This is a genomic window from Janthinobacterium sp. 1_2014MBL_MicDiv, assembly GCF_001865675.1.
Taxonomy (GTDB): domain Bacteria; phylum Pseudomonadota; class Gammaproteobacteria; order Burkholderiales; family Burkholderiaceae_D; genus Janthinobacterium.
The window spans coordinates 2975476-2994056 of the sequence record NZ_CP011319.1 but is presented as its reverse complement, the minus strand read 5'-3'; the positions used below and the strand labels follow the sequence as shown (position 1 = coordinate 2994056).

Here is an 18581-nt window from a genome sequence, read left to right as displayed (position 1 = left end):
AGTTTTCATGACCACCATCGCCAAAGGCTACGCCGCACTGGGCCCGACTTCCGCACTGCAACCGTTTACGTTCGAACGCCGCGCCCCGCGCGAAGACGACGTCGCCATCTCGATCAAGTACTGTGGCGTATGCCATTCCGACATCCATCAGGCGCGCGACGAATGGGGCGGCGCCGCCTTCCCGATGGTGCCCGGCCATGAAATCGCCGGCGTCGTCACGGCCGTCGGCGCCAACGTCAGCAAGTTCAAGGTGGGCGACCACGTGGGCGTGGGCTGCTTCGTCGACTCGTGCACCACCTGCAAGACGCGCAACGTGGACCTGGAACAGTACATGCCAGGCCTGATCCAGACCTACAACGGCGTCGAAGCGGACGGCAAGACGGCCACGCAGGGCGGCTATTCGGACAGCATCGTCGTCAAGGAAGGCTATGTGCTGTCGATTCCCGACAACCTGCCGCTGGACGCCGCCGCGCCGCTGCTGTGCGCCGGCATCACCCTGTACTCGCCGCTGAACCACTGGAAAGCCGGTCCTGGCAAGCAGGTGGCGATCCTGGGCATGGGCGGCCTGGGCCACATGGGCGTGAAGATCGCCCACGCCATGGGCGCCGAAGTGACGGTGCTGAGCCAGACCCTGTCGAAGCGCGAAGACGGCCTGCGTTTGGGCGCCGACCATTATTACGCCACCAACGACGCGGAAACGTTCAGCAAGCTGGCCGGCACCTTCGACCTGATCATCTGCACCGTGGGCGCCTCCATCGACTGGAACCAGTACATCAACCTGCTGAAAGTCGATGGCAACATGGTCATCGTCGGCATCCCGGACGGCGCCGTGCCGCCCGTGAGCGCCTTCGGCCTGGTGGGCGCGCGCCGCAGCCTGTCCGGCTCCATGATCGGCTCGATCAAGGAAACCCAGGAAATGCTGGATTTCTGCGGCAAGCACAATATCGTGTCCGACATCGAGATCATCCGCATCCAGGATATCAATGAGGCGTTCGAGCGCGTCGTGAAGAGCGACGTGCGCTATCGCTTCGTCATCGATATGGCATCTTTGTAACAGCCGAGAAAAAGCCCAGGGCGTTGTTGCCGCGTCTCGCCGTACTCTTCGTACTGTCTTCGCCGCGGCGCCTGGTCCTGGGCATTTTTCGGGCGCTTCAACCGGTAAGCTTTAAAAGCACAACCGTCTACTGTCTGCGCGCGTTGGATTACGCGCCTTGCGCTAATCCAACCGACGTCTAGCGGGCGGTCCGGTAGACCGGATTCGCGCGCAAGCGCGTAATCCGAGCACCCTGTCCATCCTCCATCCGCGCCAAAAATCAAGCATCCGCATCAATTTTTCTTTCCTTGCGTCAAAAATCGGCATAAAATGAAACCGTACCGTACAGTTTCACTACGTAGCTTTAAAAAATCAGCCATCCCCGGCGTGTTGGCCTGGGCAGGGGAGGCGTCATGGATAAAAAATGGACACTTCAGTAAATAAGGGAGCGCCGGCGATCCCGGCTGTCTTCAGGGGCAAGCGGCTTGCCCTCACGGTTTTTGGCGTTTTTCTCGGCTTTTCCGGCCTGGCCCTGGCGGCGGGCGGCATCGAACTGATTACCCTCGGCGGTTCCTGGTACTACCTGCTGGCCGGTCTCGGCCTGATTCTCGCCGGCGTGCTGTATCTGCGCCGCAAACGGCTGGCCAGCGCCATCGTCGCCGTGCTGCTCATCGCCACCCTGATCTGGGCCGTATGGGAGATCGGCTTTGCCTTCTGGCCCATGGTGCCACGCCTGGCGCCGTTCCTCGTCATCGGCCTGCTTGCCGCCCTCGTGCATCCGTGGCTGGCGGGCAGCGCGCCGCAGCAGGGACAATCGGGACAGTCGCGCGGCTTCGCGGCCCTGTTTGCCGTGCTGCTGGTCGCCGGTTTCGCTGCCATGTTCAAGCCGCATGGCGTACTGGAAGCCGCGGTGCAGCTGCAGCAGGATGCCGTGACGGCCGTCAATGACGGCAGCGCCAACTGGGCGCATTATGGCTATGGGCCGAAAGGCACGCGCTTCGCGCCATACACGCAGATTGACAAGGCCAACGTCGGTCAATTGGAAGTGGCATGGCGCTACCGCACGGGCGAGCTGGCCGAGGGCGCGTCCGAGTCGCAGAATACGCCGCTGCAGATCGGCGACACCGTCTATACGTGCACGCCGACGAGCAAGGTCATCGCGCTGGACGCCGACACGGGCAAGGAGCGCTGGACCTTCGACCCGAAACCGGCCAACACCAAGACGTGGAACCGCTGCCGCGGCGTGGCTTATTACGAGCCGGCCAAGGTGGCAAAGCCGTTCCGTTTTGAGGGCATGCAGGCGGCCAGCGCGCCTGATGCGGGCGCGTGCGCCAAACGCATCGTGCAAGTGACCATGGATGCGCGCCTGATCGCGATCGACGCGCAGACGGGCAAGCAGTGCGCAGGCTTCGGCGACAAGGGGGCGGTGGACCTGACCGTCGGCCTGGGCAAGGTGAAGATGAACGTGCCGTACTACGCCTACACGTCGGCGCCGACCATCGCGCGCAACCTGATCATCCTCGGCGGCTGGGTGTTCGACGGTCGCTCGACCGACGAGCCGTCCGGCGTCGTGCGCGCCTACAGTGCCGACACGGGCGAACTGGTGTGGGCCTGGGACCTGGGCAATCCTGCCATCACCAGGCTGCCGCCGGAAGGGCAGACCTACACGCGCAGCACGCCGAACATGTGGTCCACGCCCGCGTTCGACGACGAACTGGGCCTGGTCTACCTGCCGACGGGCAATGAGCAGCCGGACTTCTGGGGTGGCAAGCGTCCGCCGCTGACGGAAAAATACGCATCGGCCATCGTCGCCCTCGACATGGCCACGGGCCGCGAACGCTGGACCTACCAGACCGTTCACCACGATATCTGGGATTACGACGTGGCCGCGCAGCCGGCCCTGTACGACGTCCCGGACGGCAAGGGCGGCAAGATCCCGGCGCTGGTGCAGCTGACCAAGCGCGGCCAGATCTTCATGCTGGACCGCCGCACCGGCAAGCCGATTGCCGAAGTCATCGAAAAAGCCGTGCCGCAGGAGCACGCGGCCGGCGACTGGGTGTCGAAAACGCAGCCGTATTCGACCGGCATGCCGGCCCTCGGCGCGGATACGCTGACGGAGCGCGACATGTGGGGCGCCACCTTCTTCGACCAGCTGGCCTGCCGCATCAGCTTCCGCAAGCTCAATTACCAGGGCGAGTTCACGGCGCCCAGCACGAAAGAGACCTTGATCTACCCTGGCTACTACGGCGGCTTCAACTGGGGCGGCGCGGCCGTCGACGAAAGCAACGGCTATATGTTCGTCAACGATATCCGCATGCCGCAGGTGGTCAAGCTGGTGCCGCGCGAGACGGTGGACGTGGCCAAGCTGACGTCGGGCCATGGCGTGGGCAGCACCTATCCGATGGATGGCACGCCATTCGTCATCGACCACAAGGCCTTCAACTCGCCGCTGGGCATTCCCTGCCAAAGCCCGCCGTGGGGCGTGTTCGCCGCCATCGATCTCAAGACGCGCACCAAGGTGTGGGAGCGCCCGGCCGGCACCGTGCAGGACGCCGTCATCAACGGCGTGCGCGCGCGGCTGCCTGTCCCGCTGGGCATGCCGACCCTGGGCGGCGGCGTCAGCACGGCGTCCGGCCTCGTGTTTTATGCGGGCACGCAGGATTACTACCTGCGCGCCATGGATATCGCCACCGGCCATGAAGTGTGGAAGGCGCGCATGCCGGTCGGCTCGCAAGGCACGCCGATGACGTATGTGTCGCCCAAGTCGGGGCGCCAGTATGTCGTGGTGGTGGCCGGCGGCGCCCGCCAGAGCCCGGACCGGGGGGATTACGTGATAGCATACGCGCTTCCCAAGACACAGTAAGAGTTTGCTTCATGCCCCAGTTGCGCACCGTTCCGGCTTCCCCCAGTACTCGAAGCGAGGAGCGGCGGCGCAAGCTGCTGGTGGCGGCGGCGGACCTTTTTCTCGCCTCGGGCTACGATGGCGTCAGCATGGACGCCATCGTGGCCGAGGCGGGCGGCTCGAAAGCCACCGCCTACCGCTACTTCGGCAGCAAGCAGGAGCTGCTGGTGGCGGTAGTCGAGTACCTGTGCGCCGACTTCATCATCGCGCTGCGCCAGCTCGATACGGCGCAGGCGGGCCTGGAGCAGGGCTTGCAGCTGATCCTCGATGAACTGGTGGCCGTCGTCACCAGCCCCCGCCACGCGGATTTCTACCGCCTCGTCGTCACGGGCGCGGCCGCCGTGCCGGCCGTCGGCCTCACCTGGTACGAGCACGGCCCGCAAGTGTGGCACGCGCTGATTTTGCGCCTGCTGGAACAGCAGCGCGCGCAAGGCCGCATCGCCCCCGATGCCTCGTTTTCCAACCTGCCGCAAATCCTGTTTGACGCCGTTTTCTCCCATCTGACGACGCGCACCGTGATGCTGGGGCAGGGCGGCGACGCGGCCACCTTCCGTCCCCTGATCGCGGAGCTGATCGAGCTGGTGGTGGCGCGGGTGGCGCGCAAGTAAGCGAGGGACGCGGGCCGGATCAGCCCTCGCAGGGCCGTCATCCGACAACGTTGCTGGCGCCAGCTCAGCGCATCAGGCTTGCGGCGCCGTCCAGGCCAGGTTCCACAGGCGGCCGTCGATAGCCTCGAAGCCCTGGTCATGCATGACGCCATGCTCCAGCAGTGCCTGCACTACCGGTGGCGGATTCACCAGTACAATCACCGCATGGAGATTGGATGAAGGATGGGGAAAAGTGATGAAACAAGTGAGTGTCGATAATAGCGCGATAGCAGCCACCAGTGAGATTGTTACCAAAATCAATGACGATATGCTACTTGAGCCTATTTTCAAGAAAGCCACCGACTGGGATGAAAAATTAGACGCCAGGGATTCTTTTGAGTTTGATAAGGCATGGAGTGTTAGCCATGAAACTGTAACTTCATCTTGCCCGCCTGAAGATGGCTCGGTCAGGGAGGTCAGAGAGGCGGCGTACAAGAAGGTTTATCGAATAACTGAAAATGCTGATCTTGCTGCATGCGTATCGGACGATATGGGCCTGATCGCCCTGGCATTCAAGAATAAGCTTGATGTTGAATTTATTAATAATCTTTGGAAAAGCTATACGCAAGGGGAGTTTCCAGGTTAAATCTATGAGGGGCACGGTGCCCTCGTGGCCGAGGCAGGCGGCTAAAACATCACCGCCTGTCGCTACTTCGGCAGTCAGCAAAAGCTGCTCGTGGCGGTGGTCGAATACCTGCGCGCCGATGATCATCGCCCTGCGCCGGCCCGATACCGCAACAGGTCCTGTCGACACTTTTGAGCCACAATCGAGGCTCAGAAGATCATGGGTGGGAAGCGGTATAGGGAAGAATTCAAGGCGTTGGACGGCCAGGCGCCAGTATGGGTCCCAAGTGGCCAGCGTCGCCCCGTCAGGCCTGGGATTTTATGCGCTTGTGCAGCGGCTTCCCGTTGAGCGCATCGGTGGCCCGGTCCACGTATTGCCTGACGTCCCCCACCTCGGCAAACAAGCCGGCATAGGCTTCCCGAATCAGCACCGTGCACTGCTCGAATTTCGCAAGCTGCGACAAGCCTTCATCCGTGGGCATAAATAGCCGCCGCCGCGCATCATTGTCATCGTTCCGATACTGTATGAGGCCCAGACGGAGCAGCTTTGGTATCTTTTGCATGACCAACTGGTGCGAATGTCCGAGTTCGCGCGCCAGATCCGACGCTGATGCCGCGCCTAGCGTTGCAAGAACAGTCATCAGCGAACATGAACGAACGGGGATGACGATCCCCATCGTATCGAAGACAAGCTTGGATTGTTCGGCGATGAGGACGCTCAGCCGTTCGACAGCGCGGCCGAGAAACACGGCGTCATCGATCGCGGCCGGGGAATGCGTTTCCTTAGTCAAGGCGCTGGTACCTCTGGATGCTGCCGTCCTTATTCACGCGTTCCAGCGCCGTCACTTTTCCATCCAAAGTATTCAAGCGGTATCGAAAATCCGACACGCCTTCTACCGCGAGCAGGTCGGGACCTATCGGCTCAAGCGCGACCCGAAACCGATCGCGCCAGATATAGTAAAGAATGCCATTGTCCAGGATGATCTGGCGGCCTTCATATTTTCCGGCCGCTCTCGTCAACATCGCGGCATCGATGTGCGGGCGCTCGATCGCTGCCGTCAGGCTGGGGAGCAGCCAGGCAAATTCGGTTCGTCTGGCGTCATCGGTCTTCGCCAGATTTTCAAGCGCCAGCTTGTGTGCCAGAGGCAGCGCGCGAATGGAGGGGCTTGGGATATCGGGTTGCACGCCGACGCCTTCGAAGTCGCCATGGTCAACGGGATCCTGGATCTGGCCGATCGGCACTTGCACGAAAAAATCATCGTTGAGCGGCTTGCGTGCCACCGGATGCGCGCCACCGGCGGTCCGCTCCCCGATCAGGGTGGCTCGCCCAAGCTTCTTCATCGCATAGGAAAACCATTCTGCGGAGGAAAACGACGTGGAGCCGGTGAGGATATAGACGGGCTTGTCCACCATGCGCTTGCCTGGCAAGCCTGGCAGTACCCATTGTCCGCGCTGGATACGCTTGCCGTCCTCGTTGTAATAGTAGTCGAAGAGTAGCTGGTCTTTCTCGCTGGAGAAGAAATAACTCGCTAGAAACTGCGCCATTTCCAGATGTCCGCCATTGTTATAGCGCAAATCGATGATAACGGCATCCGTATTGCCCAGGAAGCGCATGACGGATGCCGCCGTATCATAGGCGAGTTCCGGATCGGCAAAATAGCTGAATCGTAGATAACCGATATTTCCCTTCAGGCGAGAGACCTCGTCGAAACCGAAATTGGTCTCCTCCAGCCTGCTCGATTCTTCTTGTCGTATCTTGGCCTTGAGCGCCGGGTTGGCCTTTGCCTTGAATTCCGCGATCCATTCCGGGTCAGTCGCCACCAGGAAATGCAGGTCGCCGCTGACTTTGATGAGATCGTCGGTCAGCTTGCTCGCAAACTCCGCCTTCGTGGTCGCCGAGTCATAAGCTCCCTTTTTCAGATGTTCCTGAAGCACCGGCCTAATTTTTCGTGCGATGTCCGGAAATGCGTAGTTTGCATTCAGGGTGCTATCGAGGGAGGCGATGATTGCGCCTTTCTCGTTCTGTGAGATGCCCGGCGCCCCGGCAAAAGCGCTCGATGCGCACATGATGGACAGTGCCGACAGCGTTTGAAGCAGAAACAGGTGATGGCGCATTCTGATGTTACCCCCTCGGTGAAACTCGAGCATACAATATATTGTGCAATATGTTGTAGAAAAATTCGCTGGCAGCGGTCTGGGGAGCAAGCACTTCTGCTTGCGTCCAATACTCCCGGCAGTCACGGGCTTGCGACAGGTTCAGGTAGCGATACCGTATTTATGCTGCGTGGCCGCATATTGCTGCTTGAGCGACTCCAGCTTCGGATGCTTGGGATCGATCTTGCGGATCACCTGCATCTGGTGCTGCGCCTGTTCGGCCAGCGGCGCTTCCCAACCCAGCATGTTGAGCTGGCGCAAAATGGCGTCGACGGAGGCGAACAGCACGGGCAGGTTGCCCGGCGTCTTGCGCAGGGCCTGGCGCAGCACGAAGACGGCGCCCTTGAGTTCCCCGCTTTCCGACTTGCTGGCCGCGTCCTGCATCAGTTCCTGCACCTGGTTCGTGATCTGCTGACCCATGCCTTGCGCCAGGTCATGGCGTCCCGCTTTTTCAAACACGTCCACGGCTGCTTCCATCGTCACTTCGCTGTCGGCTTCGTTGACGAGTTTCATCATGACGTCGGACGCGGCCTGTTCCAGGTTGTTCTTCAGGCAGCTCTGCACCAGGCCCACCTTCAGCTGCGTCGACAGGCCGCGCGCGCCGTCGAGGGCGGCGGCGGCCAGCTGCAGCTCGCTGGCGGCGGCGATGTCGTTGCCCGACAGTTCATGCAGCATGGCGGCCGAGATGGCGCGGCACGCTTCCACGTTGGCGCCGCCGCGCAGCGAGCGCTCCATGTCGCGCAGCACGCCGCTCGCCTGCGGTGCGTCGCCTTTCTTCACCAGCGTTTTCACCAGGTTGACGTGGTCTTCCGGGTCGCGGAATTCCGAATACTTCGCCTTGGTGACGACCTGCTTGTAGGCCCGCTCGGCCGCGCCGATGTCGCCCGTGTCGAATGCAATGCCGCCCAGGTGGCGCAGCCGGCGCACCATGTGCGGCGATATGGCCACGGCGTCTTCGAGGATTTTCTTCGCCTGCAGCTGCTGGCCCATGGCTTCGTGGTTCTTCGCCAGCAGGTCGTAGGCGGCCATGTAGCGGGGATTGACTTCCACCAGTTCCAGCAGCGCATCCTGCGCATCCTCGTGGCGCTGCTGCTCGAACAGCGCGCGCGCCAGTCCCAGGTGGGCCCAGGCCATGGGCCGGGTGGCCAGCATGTCGGCGTAGATCTGTTCCGCCTCCTTCCATTCACCCAGGGTGATGTGCAGCTCGGCGCGCAGGCGGGCGAAATCGGCCGCCAGACGCGGGTGCTGCAGTTCGGCCGCGCGGCAGGTTTTCACGGCTTCGCGCAAATCGCCCTTGTCGATCTGCTGGTAGACGGGCAGGAAGATGGCGCGCCGTTCGATGGCGCGCTCGATGCGTCCGCTCAATACGTCGACGGTAAACGGCTTTAATATGTAATCGGACGGCGTCAGCTCGGCCGCGCTGATCACCTTGCTGTGGATGGCTTCGGAGGTCAGCATGATGAAGATGGTCCACAGGCCGATCAGCTTATGGTGACGCAAGTCTTCCAGCAACTGCTGGCCGTCCTGGCCGTCCGTGCCACTACCAAGATCGTATTCGCACAGGATGATGTCGAACGGTTTCTTCGTCAGCAGGCGGATGGCCGTGCCGGAATTGACGGCGTATTCCACCTTGGTGATGGCGGCCTGGTTCAGCATATTGTGCAGATTGCCCCGCATGCTGGGGTTCGGGTCGACGATCAGGACAGATAAGTCGCTATATTCTGGCATTGTTCAGCTCTCGTTCATCTGTATATGGCTGTGCGGCTCGATGGTGCAACGTAGTTGCCTAATAATATTATTATTTGTCAGCATACTGCAAAGCTGGTGCAAATCGCTAACAAAATGCAGGCGAACGCGCACGGCGCGACACGGCAGGCGCGTACGCTTGCGGGCAGGGCAGGCGCGGGGTATCCTGAAGGCAACCTTTTACGTTTGACCATGCTGGACACTTCGCCTGGAAAGCCGCCATGTATTTGAACGAGACGCGCAAGCAAACCCTGCATCATCTGCTCTCCGGCGGTGGACGGGCCCACGCTGAAAAGTACTTCCCGGAGTTGCGCCGCATGGCCGTCATCAGCCAGTCTTTTGCCCTGGTCAGCATGTTGCTGGTGTGGGCCTTTATTCCGCATGTAAATACGCTTGACATGGGCGCGCTGCTCTATACGCTGGCCGGCATCGTGCTGGCCATCGGCATCAATGTGGGCGCGCGCGCCATCTGGGTGCTGAAACTGGGGGGCGCGGCGGGCATGTGCGCCATCGCCTGTGGCTTCCGCCTGCTGGCGGAGGCGGCGGGCCAGGCGGAATTCTGGATGCAGCCCGTGGGCGTGTTCATGGTGCTGCTGGCGGCGCCGATCTTCAACGGCTGCGCGCTGTATCTGCTCGTCGCCGCCGCCGTCTGGCTGATCCTGAGCTACGGTCATTTCCCGCTGGATCCTGCCATGGCGCATGCGGCCTGGGCGAACTTGCTGATCGCCTACAGCATGCTGTTCGGCCTGGTCCTGAACATCAGTTTCAATCTGTTGCGTCTGCGCGACTTTCGCGCGAGGGAGGCGCTCACCCGTCTGGCCTACCAGGATGGCTTGACGGGCTTGAATAACCGCCGCCGTTTTACCGAACTGACGCAGCAATTGCAGCAGCAGCGGCAACCCATGTACTTCCTGATGGTCGATATCGATAATTTCAAGAAAATCAACGATACCCTGGGCCATGACGCGGGCGACGTGGTGCTGGTCAAGACGGCGCACATCATCGCCGACGCCTGCGGCGGCCACCTGTGCGGGCGCCTGGGCGGCGAAGAGTTCGGCATCGTCTACCTGGGGGACCGGCGCGCCGTCTGCCAGTTCGCCGCCAGCCTGGTCGATGCCGTCTACCTGGCCTTCAATCCGGCGCAGGCCGTGTCGATCAGCGTAGGCATTGCCGAGCTGGCCTGTGACACGGAGCTGGCGCACAGCTACCGCGTGGCCGATGCGTCGCTGTACCAGGCCAAACACCAGGGCAAGAACCGGTATGTCATCGCCTGACGGCATGCACATGAGTCTTGCGGAGGCGCCGGGGAGCGGGTATTCTGTTTGTATTAATATATCAGCCGCAGGCAGGCGACATGTGGCGCAGACGCAGAGTTTCACCGTAACGTGACCGCTGGCGTTTCACCTTTACCAGAGAAAATCCAGCCTTCGTGATGCGCCTTCCTTCCATGAGTACCCTGCGGCGCGTTGCCGTCCCCCTCGCGTTCGGCGGCAACAGCGAGCAGCAGCACACGTATTTCGCGGAACTGCACCGCGTCGGCATGGTCACGCAAGTGCTGGGCATCATCGCCTACAGCCTGACCTGGCTGCTGATGCCGGCGCCGTTCCAGCCGAACCTCACGCATGCCGTGCTGGCGCTGCTGGGCATGCTGGCCAGCCTGGTGGTGCGCTACCGCTGCACCACCTTGCCCGTGCTGACGATTACGGGCGCCTGCGCCGTGCTGGCGCTGACTTTCGGCCTGCGCACCATGGCCGGCGCCGTCCAGCACGCCAGCTTCTGGGTCTTGCCCGTGGGCGTCTTCATGACCCTGGCCATCGCCTCCATCTTCAATGGCGGCCTCAGCTACCTGGCCGTGGTGGCCGGCGTGTGGTGGAACGTGGGCCACGGCCTGTATCCCGTGAACGCGGGCTTGCCCGACGAATCGTGGGCGCCGCTGATGATCACCGTCAGCGTGCTGTTCGGGCTGGCGCTGAACGTCAGCTTCAGTTTATTGCGTCTGCGCAACTATCACGCCAAGCAGGAGCTGATGCGGCTGGCCTTCCAGGACAGCCTGACCGGCATCAACAACCGCCGCATGTTCACGCAGCGCGCGCAGCAGATGCATGGCGCGCCGCACGGCGGCATGCTGCATTTCCTGATGATCGATATCGACAATTTCAAGGTCATCAACGACCAGCAGGGCCATGATGCGGGCGACGAGGTGCTGATGCGCACGGCCGCCATCATCGCCGACAAGGCGCAAGGCCATCTGTGCGGGCGCCTGGGCGGCGAGGAGTTCGGCATCGTCTACGCAGGCGACCGCGACGCCGTATGCGCCTTTGCCGGCTCCCTGGTCGAGGCCGTCAGCCAGGGTTTCCTGACAGTCCAGTTCGTGTCTATCAGCGTGGGCGTGGCCGAACTGGACCGCAGCAAGGAGCTGGGTCACAGTTACCGGCTGGCCGACGAAGCGCTGTACCTGGCCAAGCGCCAGGGCAAGAACCGCTATGTGATCGTCTGACGCTATTGTTGCAAGTTGGGGAAAACTGCCGCTTTCCGGGGGCAAAGCCATAAGTTCCGGTCATAAAGCAGGGGTAAAACGGGTATAATGCGCGCAAAGGAAATTTGCCGTACGAAAGATATTGTCATACCTACCTTTAACCCGCAGCCACGCTGCATCAACCACCTTCCAATCATGTTGATACTGCCGGGTTCCAATGCCCTGTCCGTTTTCCGTAGCCACCGTCTGTTAAGCCAACTGCAAGCCGTTTCGCCTGCGATTGTTGCCGTGCAAGCACGCTATGTCCATTTCATCGATGCCAGCGCGCCTCTCACCAACGACGACAGCACGCGCCTGGGCGCCTTGCTGACGTACGGCGAGCCGGCCCACGCTGACAATACGGAAGGCGCTGCCGAAGAATTCTTCGTCATCCCCCGTTTCGGCACGATTTCGCCGTGGGCTTCGAAAGCCACCGACATCGCGCACAACTGCGGCATGGCGCACATCAAGCGCGTCGAACGCGGCATCGCCTTCCGCATCAACCTGAAATCGGGCATCCTGGGCAGCGCCATCGGCGCCGGCAAATTGACGGACGAGCAGGTACAGGCCGTGGCCGACCTGCTGCACGACCGCATGACGGAATCCGTGCTGCGCAGCGCGGACGACGCCAAGGACCTGTTCCGCACCCTGGAAGCGCGCCCGCTCGAATCGATCGACTTGCTGGGGCAGGGCAAGGCCGCGCTGGAAACGGCGAACACGGAGCTGGGCCTGGCGATGTCGGAAGACGAAATCGACTACCTGGATGCCGCCTTCACCAAGGCTGGCCGCAACCCGACGGACGTGGAACTGATGATGTTCGCGCAGGCGAACAGCGAGCATTGCCGCCACAAGATCTTCAACGCCGACTGGACCATCGACGGCGTGGCGCAGCCCAAGTCGCTGTTCGGCATGATCAAGAACACGCACGAACTGCAGCCGAAGGGCACCGTCGTCGCCTACAGCGACAATTCCTCGATCATGGAAGGCGCCACGGTGTCGCGCTTCTACCCGCGCGGCGCCAGCCACGAATACGCGGCATCGACGGAATTGACGCACACCCTGATGAAGGTGGAAACGCATAACCACCCGACGGCCATCTCTCCATTCCCCGGCGCTTCCACAGGCGCGGGCGGCGAGATCCGCGACGAAGGCGCGACGGGCCGCGGCGCCAAGCCGAAAGCCGGCTTGACGGGTTTCACGGTATCGAATTTGTCGCTGCCGGACGCCGTGCGCAGCTGGGAAACGGCCGCCTCCGTGACGGCGCCCCTGGCCGCGCGTAGCGACGCGGAGCAATACGGCAAGCCGGAACGCATCGCGTCGCCGCTGCAAATCATGATCGAAGGTCCGCTGGGCGGCGCCGCGTTCTCGAACGAATTCGGCCGCCCGGTCCTCGGCGGCTACTTCCGCACGTATGAACAGAACGTCGGCGCGAAAGAAGCGGGCGCCCCTGACGCCGTGTTCGGCTACCACAAGCCGATCATGATCGCCGGCGGCATCGGCAATATCTCGGCGCAGCACACGCACAAGAACGACATCCCCGTCGGCAGCCTGCTGGTGCAGCTCGGTGGCCCGGGCATGCGCATCGGCATGGGCGGCAGCGCCGCTTCGTCGATGACCACCGGCAGCAACACGGCCGACCTGGACTTCGATTCCGTCCAGCGCGGCAATCCGGAAATGGAACGCCGCGCCCAGGAAGTCATCAACGCCTGCTGGCAAATGGGCGCCGACAACCCGATCATCTCCATCCACGACGTGGGGGCGGGCGGCCTGTCGAACGCTTTCCCGGAAATCACCAACGACGCCAAGCGCGGCGCGATTTTCGACCTGCGCAAGATCCCGCTGGAAGAATCGGGCATGGCGCCGAAGGAAATCTGGAGCAATGAATCGCAGGAACGCTACGTTCTGGCCATCGCGCCGGAAAGCCTGCCCCTGTTCAAAGCCATGTGCGAACGCGAACGCTGTTTGTTCGCCGCCGTGGGCGTGGCCACCGAAGAGCGTCAATTGAAACTGATCGACCCGGAACTGGGCAACGAGCCGGTCGACATGCCGATGGACGTCTTGCTGGGCAAGCCGCCGAAGATGCAGCGCGACGTGGTCCACGTGGCCAACGATTTCCCCGCCATTGATCTCACCGGCATGGACCTGGTGGATGTGGCGCAAAAAGTGCTGCTGCTGCCGACCGTGGCCGACAAATCCTTCCTGATCACCATCGGCGACCGCAGCGTGGGCGGCATGACCGTGCGCGACCAGATGGTGGGACCGTGGCAAGTGCCGGTGGCCGATTGCGCCGTCACCACCATGAGCTTCGAGGGTTATCTGGGCGAAGCGATGGCCATGGGCGAACGCACGCCGCTGGCCGTCATCGACGCCGCCGCCTCGGGCCGCATGGCCGTGGGCGAAGCTGTCACCAACATCGCCGCCGCGGCCATTGGCGACATCTCCGACATCAAATTGTCCGCCAACTGGATGGCCGCCTGCGGCCAGCCAGGCCAGGATGCGGCCCTGTACGACACGGTGAAAGCCGTCGGCATGGACCTGTGCCCGGCGCTGGGCATCAGCATCCCCGTCGGCAAGGATTCGCTGTCGATGCGCACGACGTGGAAAGACGAGAGCACGGGCGCGGCGAAATCCGTCACGTCGCCCGTATCCCTGATCGTTTCCTCGTTCGCGCCGGTGACGGACGTGCGCAAGTCGCTGACGCCGCAGCTGAAGACGGACCAGGGCGACACGTCCTTGATCCTGATCGACCTGGGCCGCGGCAAGAACCGCCTGGGCGCATCGGCGCTGGCGCAAGTGTTGCAGCAGCTGGGTAATGAAACGCCGGACGTCGACAGCGCGGAAGACTTGAAAGGCTTCTTCGCCGCCATTCAAAAGCTCAACAGTGACGACAAGCTGCTGGCCTACCATGACCGTTCGGACGGCGGCCTGTACGCCACCCTGACGGAAATGGCCTTTGCCGGCCACACGGGCATGTCCGTCAACCTGGACATGCTGACCATGGAAGGCGAGCATTCGAGCGACTGGGGCGACGCCAAGAACTGGGCCGGCCAGGTGGCGGAACGCCGCAATGAACTGACCCTGCGCGCCCTGTTCAGCGAAGAGCTGGGCGCCGTGATCCAGGTGCGCGCGGAAGAAAAGTCGCTCGTCATGGACGTGCTGCGCACCTTCAACCTGGGCGCCTGCAGCCATATCATCGGCAAATTGAACGACCGCGACGTGATCGAATTCACGCGCGACGCCAAGCTGATTTACACCCAGCCGCGCGCGGACCTGCACCGCCTGTGGAGCGAAACGAGCTGGCGCATCGCCCGCCTGCGCGACAACCCGGCCTGCGCGGACGCCGAATACGACCGCCTGCTGGACGCGCAAGACCCGGGCATGTCGCCGATCGTCACCTTCGACCAGAACGAGAACATCGCCGCGCCATTCATCGCCACCGGCGTGCGTCCGCGCGTCGCCATCCTGCGCGAGCAGGGCGTCAACTCGCACATCGAGACGGCCTACGTGATGCACCAGGCCGGCTTCACGGCCGTCGACGTGCACATGAGCGACCTGATTGCCGGCCGCGTCAAGCTGGACGACTTCCAGGGCGTCATCGCCGTGGGCGGCTTCTCGTACGGCGACGTGCTGGGCGCGGGCGAAGGCTGGGCGAAGACCATCCTGTTCAACGCCAGCCTGGCGGAACAGTTCGCGCGCTTCTTCAACCGCACGGACAGTTTTGGCCTCGGCATCTGCAACGGCTGCCAGATGATGAGCAATTTGAAATCCATCATCCCCGGCGCCCACGCCTGGCCCAAGTTCACGCGCAACAAGTCGGAGAAATTCGAAGGCCGCTTTGCCATGGTCGAAGTGATGGATTCCCCATCGATCTTCTTCAACGGTATGGCCGGCACCCAGGCCGGCATCGCCATCGCCCACGGCGAAGGCTACGCCGACTTCTCGCAAACGGGCGACATCACCCAAGTCACGAAAGCCATGCGCTTCGTCGACAACAAGGGCGCCGCCACCGAAGCGTATCCGTACAACCCGAACGGCTCGCCGGAAGGCATCACTTCCGTGACCACGCCGGACGGCCGCTTCACGGTGCTGATGCCGCACGCGGAGCGCGTGTTCCGCTCGGTGCAGCAGTCCTACCATCCTGAAGCGTGGGGCGAGGATTCGCCATGGATGCGCATGTTCAGGAATGCGCGGAAGTTTGTGGGGTAATTAAGTTATTTACGGCGTGGCGTCTGGATCCAGGGCGCTGCTGTTGGGATAGGAATGAAAAAGCCGCTGTCGGGAGACAGCGGCTTTTTTTGCATATATCTTACTTTATATTGTCAATATTAAATTATTTCATATCGAATTAATTGCAAAAATTACAAAAACTTATTAAAATAAAAATTCCACTTTGATAAGGAATGCCATGCGACAGCTTGCTTTCAGCCGTATCGCCGTACTCATGGGCACTTGCCTGACAGGCCTGGCCATCGCGGCGCCCACCGTGCACTTGTCCGCCAGCCCGGAGGTGGTGGCCAAGGGGACGAGCACCTCGATTGCCTGGGATGCCTTGGGCGCCGAATCCTGCGCTTCGTCGTGGGCGCCGTCGCTGCCCCTGACGGGGTCGTACACGCCGCCGGCGCTGCAGGCGGCCACCAGCTATACGGTGACGTGCCAGGGTGGCGGGGCCAGCGTGTCGCAGCAAGTGACGGTGCAGCTGGCGCCCGCCTGCGTGACGAACTGTTTTACCAAACGCTGGATCTATTTTTATGGCGGCATTGCCTGGGGTACAAAAACCGCGAACGCGGACTTCAACAAGCTGTCGGCACTGATCGTCAACGCGGCAGCGCTGGGCTATAACGGCATCGTCGTCAATATCGGCGGCGAAGACTCATATATTTCCGACTCGCGCGATGCGCCCGATTTTGCCGGCAACCTGGCGGCCATCAAGCAATTGGCGCTGGATAAAGGCATCGAACTGATACCGATGGGCGGCCATCCGCAGATACCGGCACAGTTGCAACCGGAACTTGCCGAAGCGGTTCCCGTGGTGGATACGCCGTTTGTCGTTGCCAATGGCGTGGCCAGGGTCGCCACCCATTGGCTGGCAAATGATAATTTTGCCGCAGGAAAAAGCGATTGGGACCTGTGGGACCTGAATATCCAGCATGATCCGACGGAAGGACACAACGGGCCAGGATCGCTCAAGCTGGTGCAACCCAACGGCTTTGACCCGGTCGCCGCAGGCGCCCAGCCAAAGCGGCACGAGCAAACGCGTTTGCACCGCCGCTTTGTCAATTTGCAGCCATTCACGTCCTACCGCGCCTCGTTCTGGATCATGGTTAAAAATTACAAGGCGCCATTAAAGGTCCAGGTACTGGACGATACAAGCACCATTCCCCTGTATGACAGCCTGTATCCGCTGGGATGGGGAAGCAGCAATGGTGCGTGGAACGCCAAGCCGAATGCACTGGGGGCCTATGGCGAGTGGAAAAATATCACCATCGATTTCAATACCAGGGAGTTTGGCAACATTAATTTCTATGTGGGCGCGTGGAGCAACGCCAAGAATGACGAGCCGGGGGAAGCGTGGATAGATGATATGCAGATCCGGGAAACAGGTTTGGCCCATCCCGTCGTGCGCAATCACCTGGAAGTCAGCGTGCGGTCGAAAACCACGGGCACCGTGTACAAGGAGGGGCTCGATTTCACCGTTGCCAACGAGTCGCTGAACATACTCAACGGGCGCATTCCCGATGGAAGCCAGCTGCTGGTATCGTGGTATCAGCAAGCGAAGAACATGATGCCCGTCTGGACGGCGCCGGCCAGCGCTTGCCCGCCCGAGTATATGGCCTGGCAAAGGACGGGCTATGAAAAAATCAAGGAACTGTATCCATCCAGCAAGAAATTCTTCATCAATTATGACGAATGGCGCATCATGAACTGGGACCCGAGCTGCCAGTACGCGAGCGCGGGTGCCTACCTGGCCGGCACGATGACGGCCATGCAGGCCATGCTCAAGCAGGTCAATCCGGGTGTGGAACTGTATGTGTGGAACGACATGTTCGATCCCGACATGAATGCCGTCGACAAGTATTTCATGGTCAATGGCAGCCTGCTGGGGGCTGCCGATGGCATCCACCCGAATACCGTCATCGTCAACTGGACGCAGAGGAACGTGTACGTCAAAGCGCCGCCGATCCCGCTGCAGCAGTCTTCGTTGAAATTTTTCCACGACCGCAACCTCAAGCAGGTGATCGCCCTGTATTACGACGACTTGCCGCTGACGGACGAATGGCTCGACAACCTGGATGCGGCCGAAGCGGACGGCGTGACGGGCGTCGATGGCTTCATGTACACCACCTGGGTCGACAATGGCAAATATGACGACCTGGCAGCGGTCGCCAGCAAGATCAAGGCGCGCGCCAAGGCCCGCTGGCCGCAGTGACGGTGGGCGGCGCATCGCTTGTATTCCAGGCATGCGCCCCCAGTTGACTGGAAGTGGCCGCTCGTATTGCAGCCGCATCCACGCCAACCCGGAGGTGTACCATGAGTTTCGATTCCTTTCTGTCCAAACTGAAGACCAAAGCCAGCGAACTGAAAACCGAGGCCTTGAAATACAAGAACAAGGATTTCCTGAACGCCGCCATGGCGGGGTCGGCCCTGATCGCCATGGCCGACGGCAGCGTCAGTGCGGAAGAAAAGCAGAAGATGGTGAAGTTTATTGAAAGCAACGACGCGCTCTCGGTGTTTACCACCACGGACGTGATCAAGGCTTTCCAGGAATATGTCGGCCAGCTGGAGTTCGACAAGGATATCGGCGAAGCCAAGGCCTACCAGGCGCTGGGCAAGATGAAGTCGAATGTCGAGGCGTCGCGCTTGCTGGTGCGCATGATTATCGCGGTGGCTTCGTCGGACGGCAATTTCGATGCCAACGAGCAGCGCGTGGCGGGCAAGATCGCGCGCGAGCTGGGCTTGACTCCCGGCGAGTTCGAGTTGCAGTAAATTCATTGTCAGTCAGGGCAGGTGGCGGCGCGCATC

General features: G+C 61.7%; 12 protein-coding genes. 9 read left to right on the top strand and 3 right to left on the bottom strand.

Going from position 1 to position 18581, the window contains the following annotated elements; genetic code table 11:
• The first annotated feature begins 7 nt into the window (after positions 1 to 7).
• From YQ44_RS13085 to YQ44_RS28250, 4 genes are all read left to right on the top strand, one after another.
• On the top strand, positions 8 to 1054 hold the full coding sequence (locus YQ44_RS13085; protein ID WP_071323754.1) for an NAD(P)-dependent alcohol dehydrogenase: 1047 nt from the start codon (positions 8 to 10) through the stop codon (positions 1052 to 1054).
• Positions 1055 to 1457: 403 nt separating this feature from the next.
• A complete protein-coding gene (locus YQ44_RS13080; RefSeq protein WP_071323753.1) occupies positions 1458 to 3896 on the top strand; it encodes a membrane-bound PQQ-dependent dehydrogenase, glucose/quinate/shikimate family in 2439 nt (812 codons plus the stop codon).
• An 11-nt stretch (positions 3897 to 3907) separates the two neighbouring features.
• A complete protein-coding gene (locus YQ44_RS13075; protein WP_083411822.1) occupies positions 3908 to 4543 on the top strand; it encodes a TetR/AcrR family transcriptional regulator in 636 nt (211 codons plus the stop codon).
• A gap of 235 nt (positions 4544 to 4778) precedes the next feature.
• Positions 4779 to 5168, top strand: a complete 390-nt coding sequence (locus YQ44_RS28250; RefSeq protein ID WP_083411821.1) for a hypothetical protein — start codon at positions 4779 to 4781, stop codon at positions 5166 to 5168.
• A 283-nt stretch (positions 5169 to 5451) separates the two neighbouring features.
• Here the strand turns inward: YQ44_RS28250 and YQ44_RS13065 are convergent, their stop codons facing one another.
• The 3 genes from YQ44_RS13065 to YQ44_RS13055 all read right to left on the bottom strand — a co-directional run bounded on the left by YQ44_RS13065 (position 5452) and on the right by YQ44_RS13055 (position 9028).
• Entirely contained in the window at positions 5452 to 5937 is a 486-nt protein-coding gene (locus tag YQ44_RS13065) for a MarR family winged helix-turn-helix transcriptional regulator (RefSeq protein ID WP_156894819.1), read from the bottom strand.
• Positions 5930 to 7261, bottom strand: a complete 1332-nt coding sequence (locus YQ44_RS13060) for a S41 family peptidase (protein ID WP_071326470.1) — start codon at positions 7259 to 7261, stop codon at positions 5930 to 5932. Before YQ44_RS13060 ends, YQ44_RS13065 begins: the two co-directional genes overlap by 8 nt.
• 141 nt (positions 7262 to 7402) lie before the next feature.
• Positions 7403 to 9028 (bottom strand): tetratricopeptide repeat-containing response regulator, encoded by a 1626-nt coding sequence (locus tag YQ44_RS13055; RefSeq protein WP_071323750.1) that lies wholly within the window; start codon positions 9026 to 9028, stop codon positions 7403 to 7405.
• A 239-nt stretch (positions 9029 to 9267) separates the two neighbouring features.
• On the opposite strand from YQ44_RS13055, the gene YQ44_RS13050 reads away from it, so the two are divergent.
• The 5 genes from YQ44_RS13050 to YQ44_RS13030 all read left to right on the top strand — a co-directional run bounded on the left by YQ44_RS13050 (position 9268) and on the right by YQ44_RS13030 (position 18545).
• Positions 9268 to 10320, top strand: a complete 1053-nt coding sequence (locus tag YQ44_RS13050) for a GGDEF domain-containing protein (RefSeq protein WP_071323749.1) — start codon at positions 9268 to 9270, stop codon at positions 10318 to 10320.
• 173 nt (positions 10321 to 10493) lie between these two features.
• Positions 10494 to 11543: a GGDEF domain-containing protein gene (locus tag YQ44_RS13045; protein ID WP_198043928.1), complete on the top strand. Its 1050-nt coding sequence runs from the start codon at positions 10494 to 10496 to the stop codon at positions 11541 to 11543.
• A gap of 174 nt (positions 11544 to 11717) precedes the next feature.
• On the top strand, positions 11718 to 15767 hold the full coding sequence (gene purL / locus YQ44_RS13040; protein ID WP_071323748.1) for a phosphoribosylformylglycinamidine synthase: 4050 nt from the start codon (positions 11718 to 11720) through the stop codon (positions 15765 to 15767).
• Positions 15768 to 15966: 199 nt separating this feature from the next.
• Positions 15967 to 17988, top strand: coding sequence for a hypothetical protein (locus YQ44_RS13035; protein WP_156894818.1), 2022 nt, complete (start codon positions 15967 to 15969; stop codon positions 17986 to 17988).
• Between the two features lie 101 nt (positions 17989 to 18089).
• The gene (locus tag YQ44_RS13030) at positions 18090 to 18545 is read left to right on the top strand and encodes a tellurite resistance TerB family protein (RefSeq protein ID WP_071323746.1); all 456 of its coding nucleotides are present in this window, start codon (positions 18090 to 18092) and stop codon (positions 18543 to 18545) included.
• The last annotated feature ends 36 nt before the right edge of the window (positions 18546 to 18581 follow it).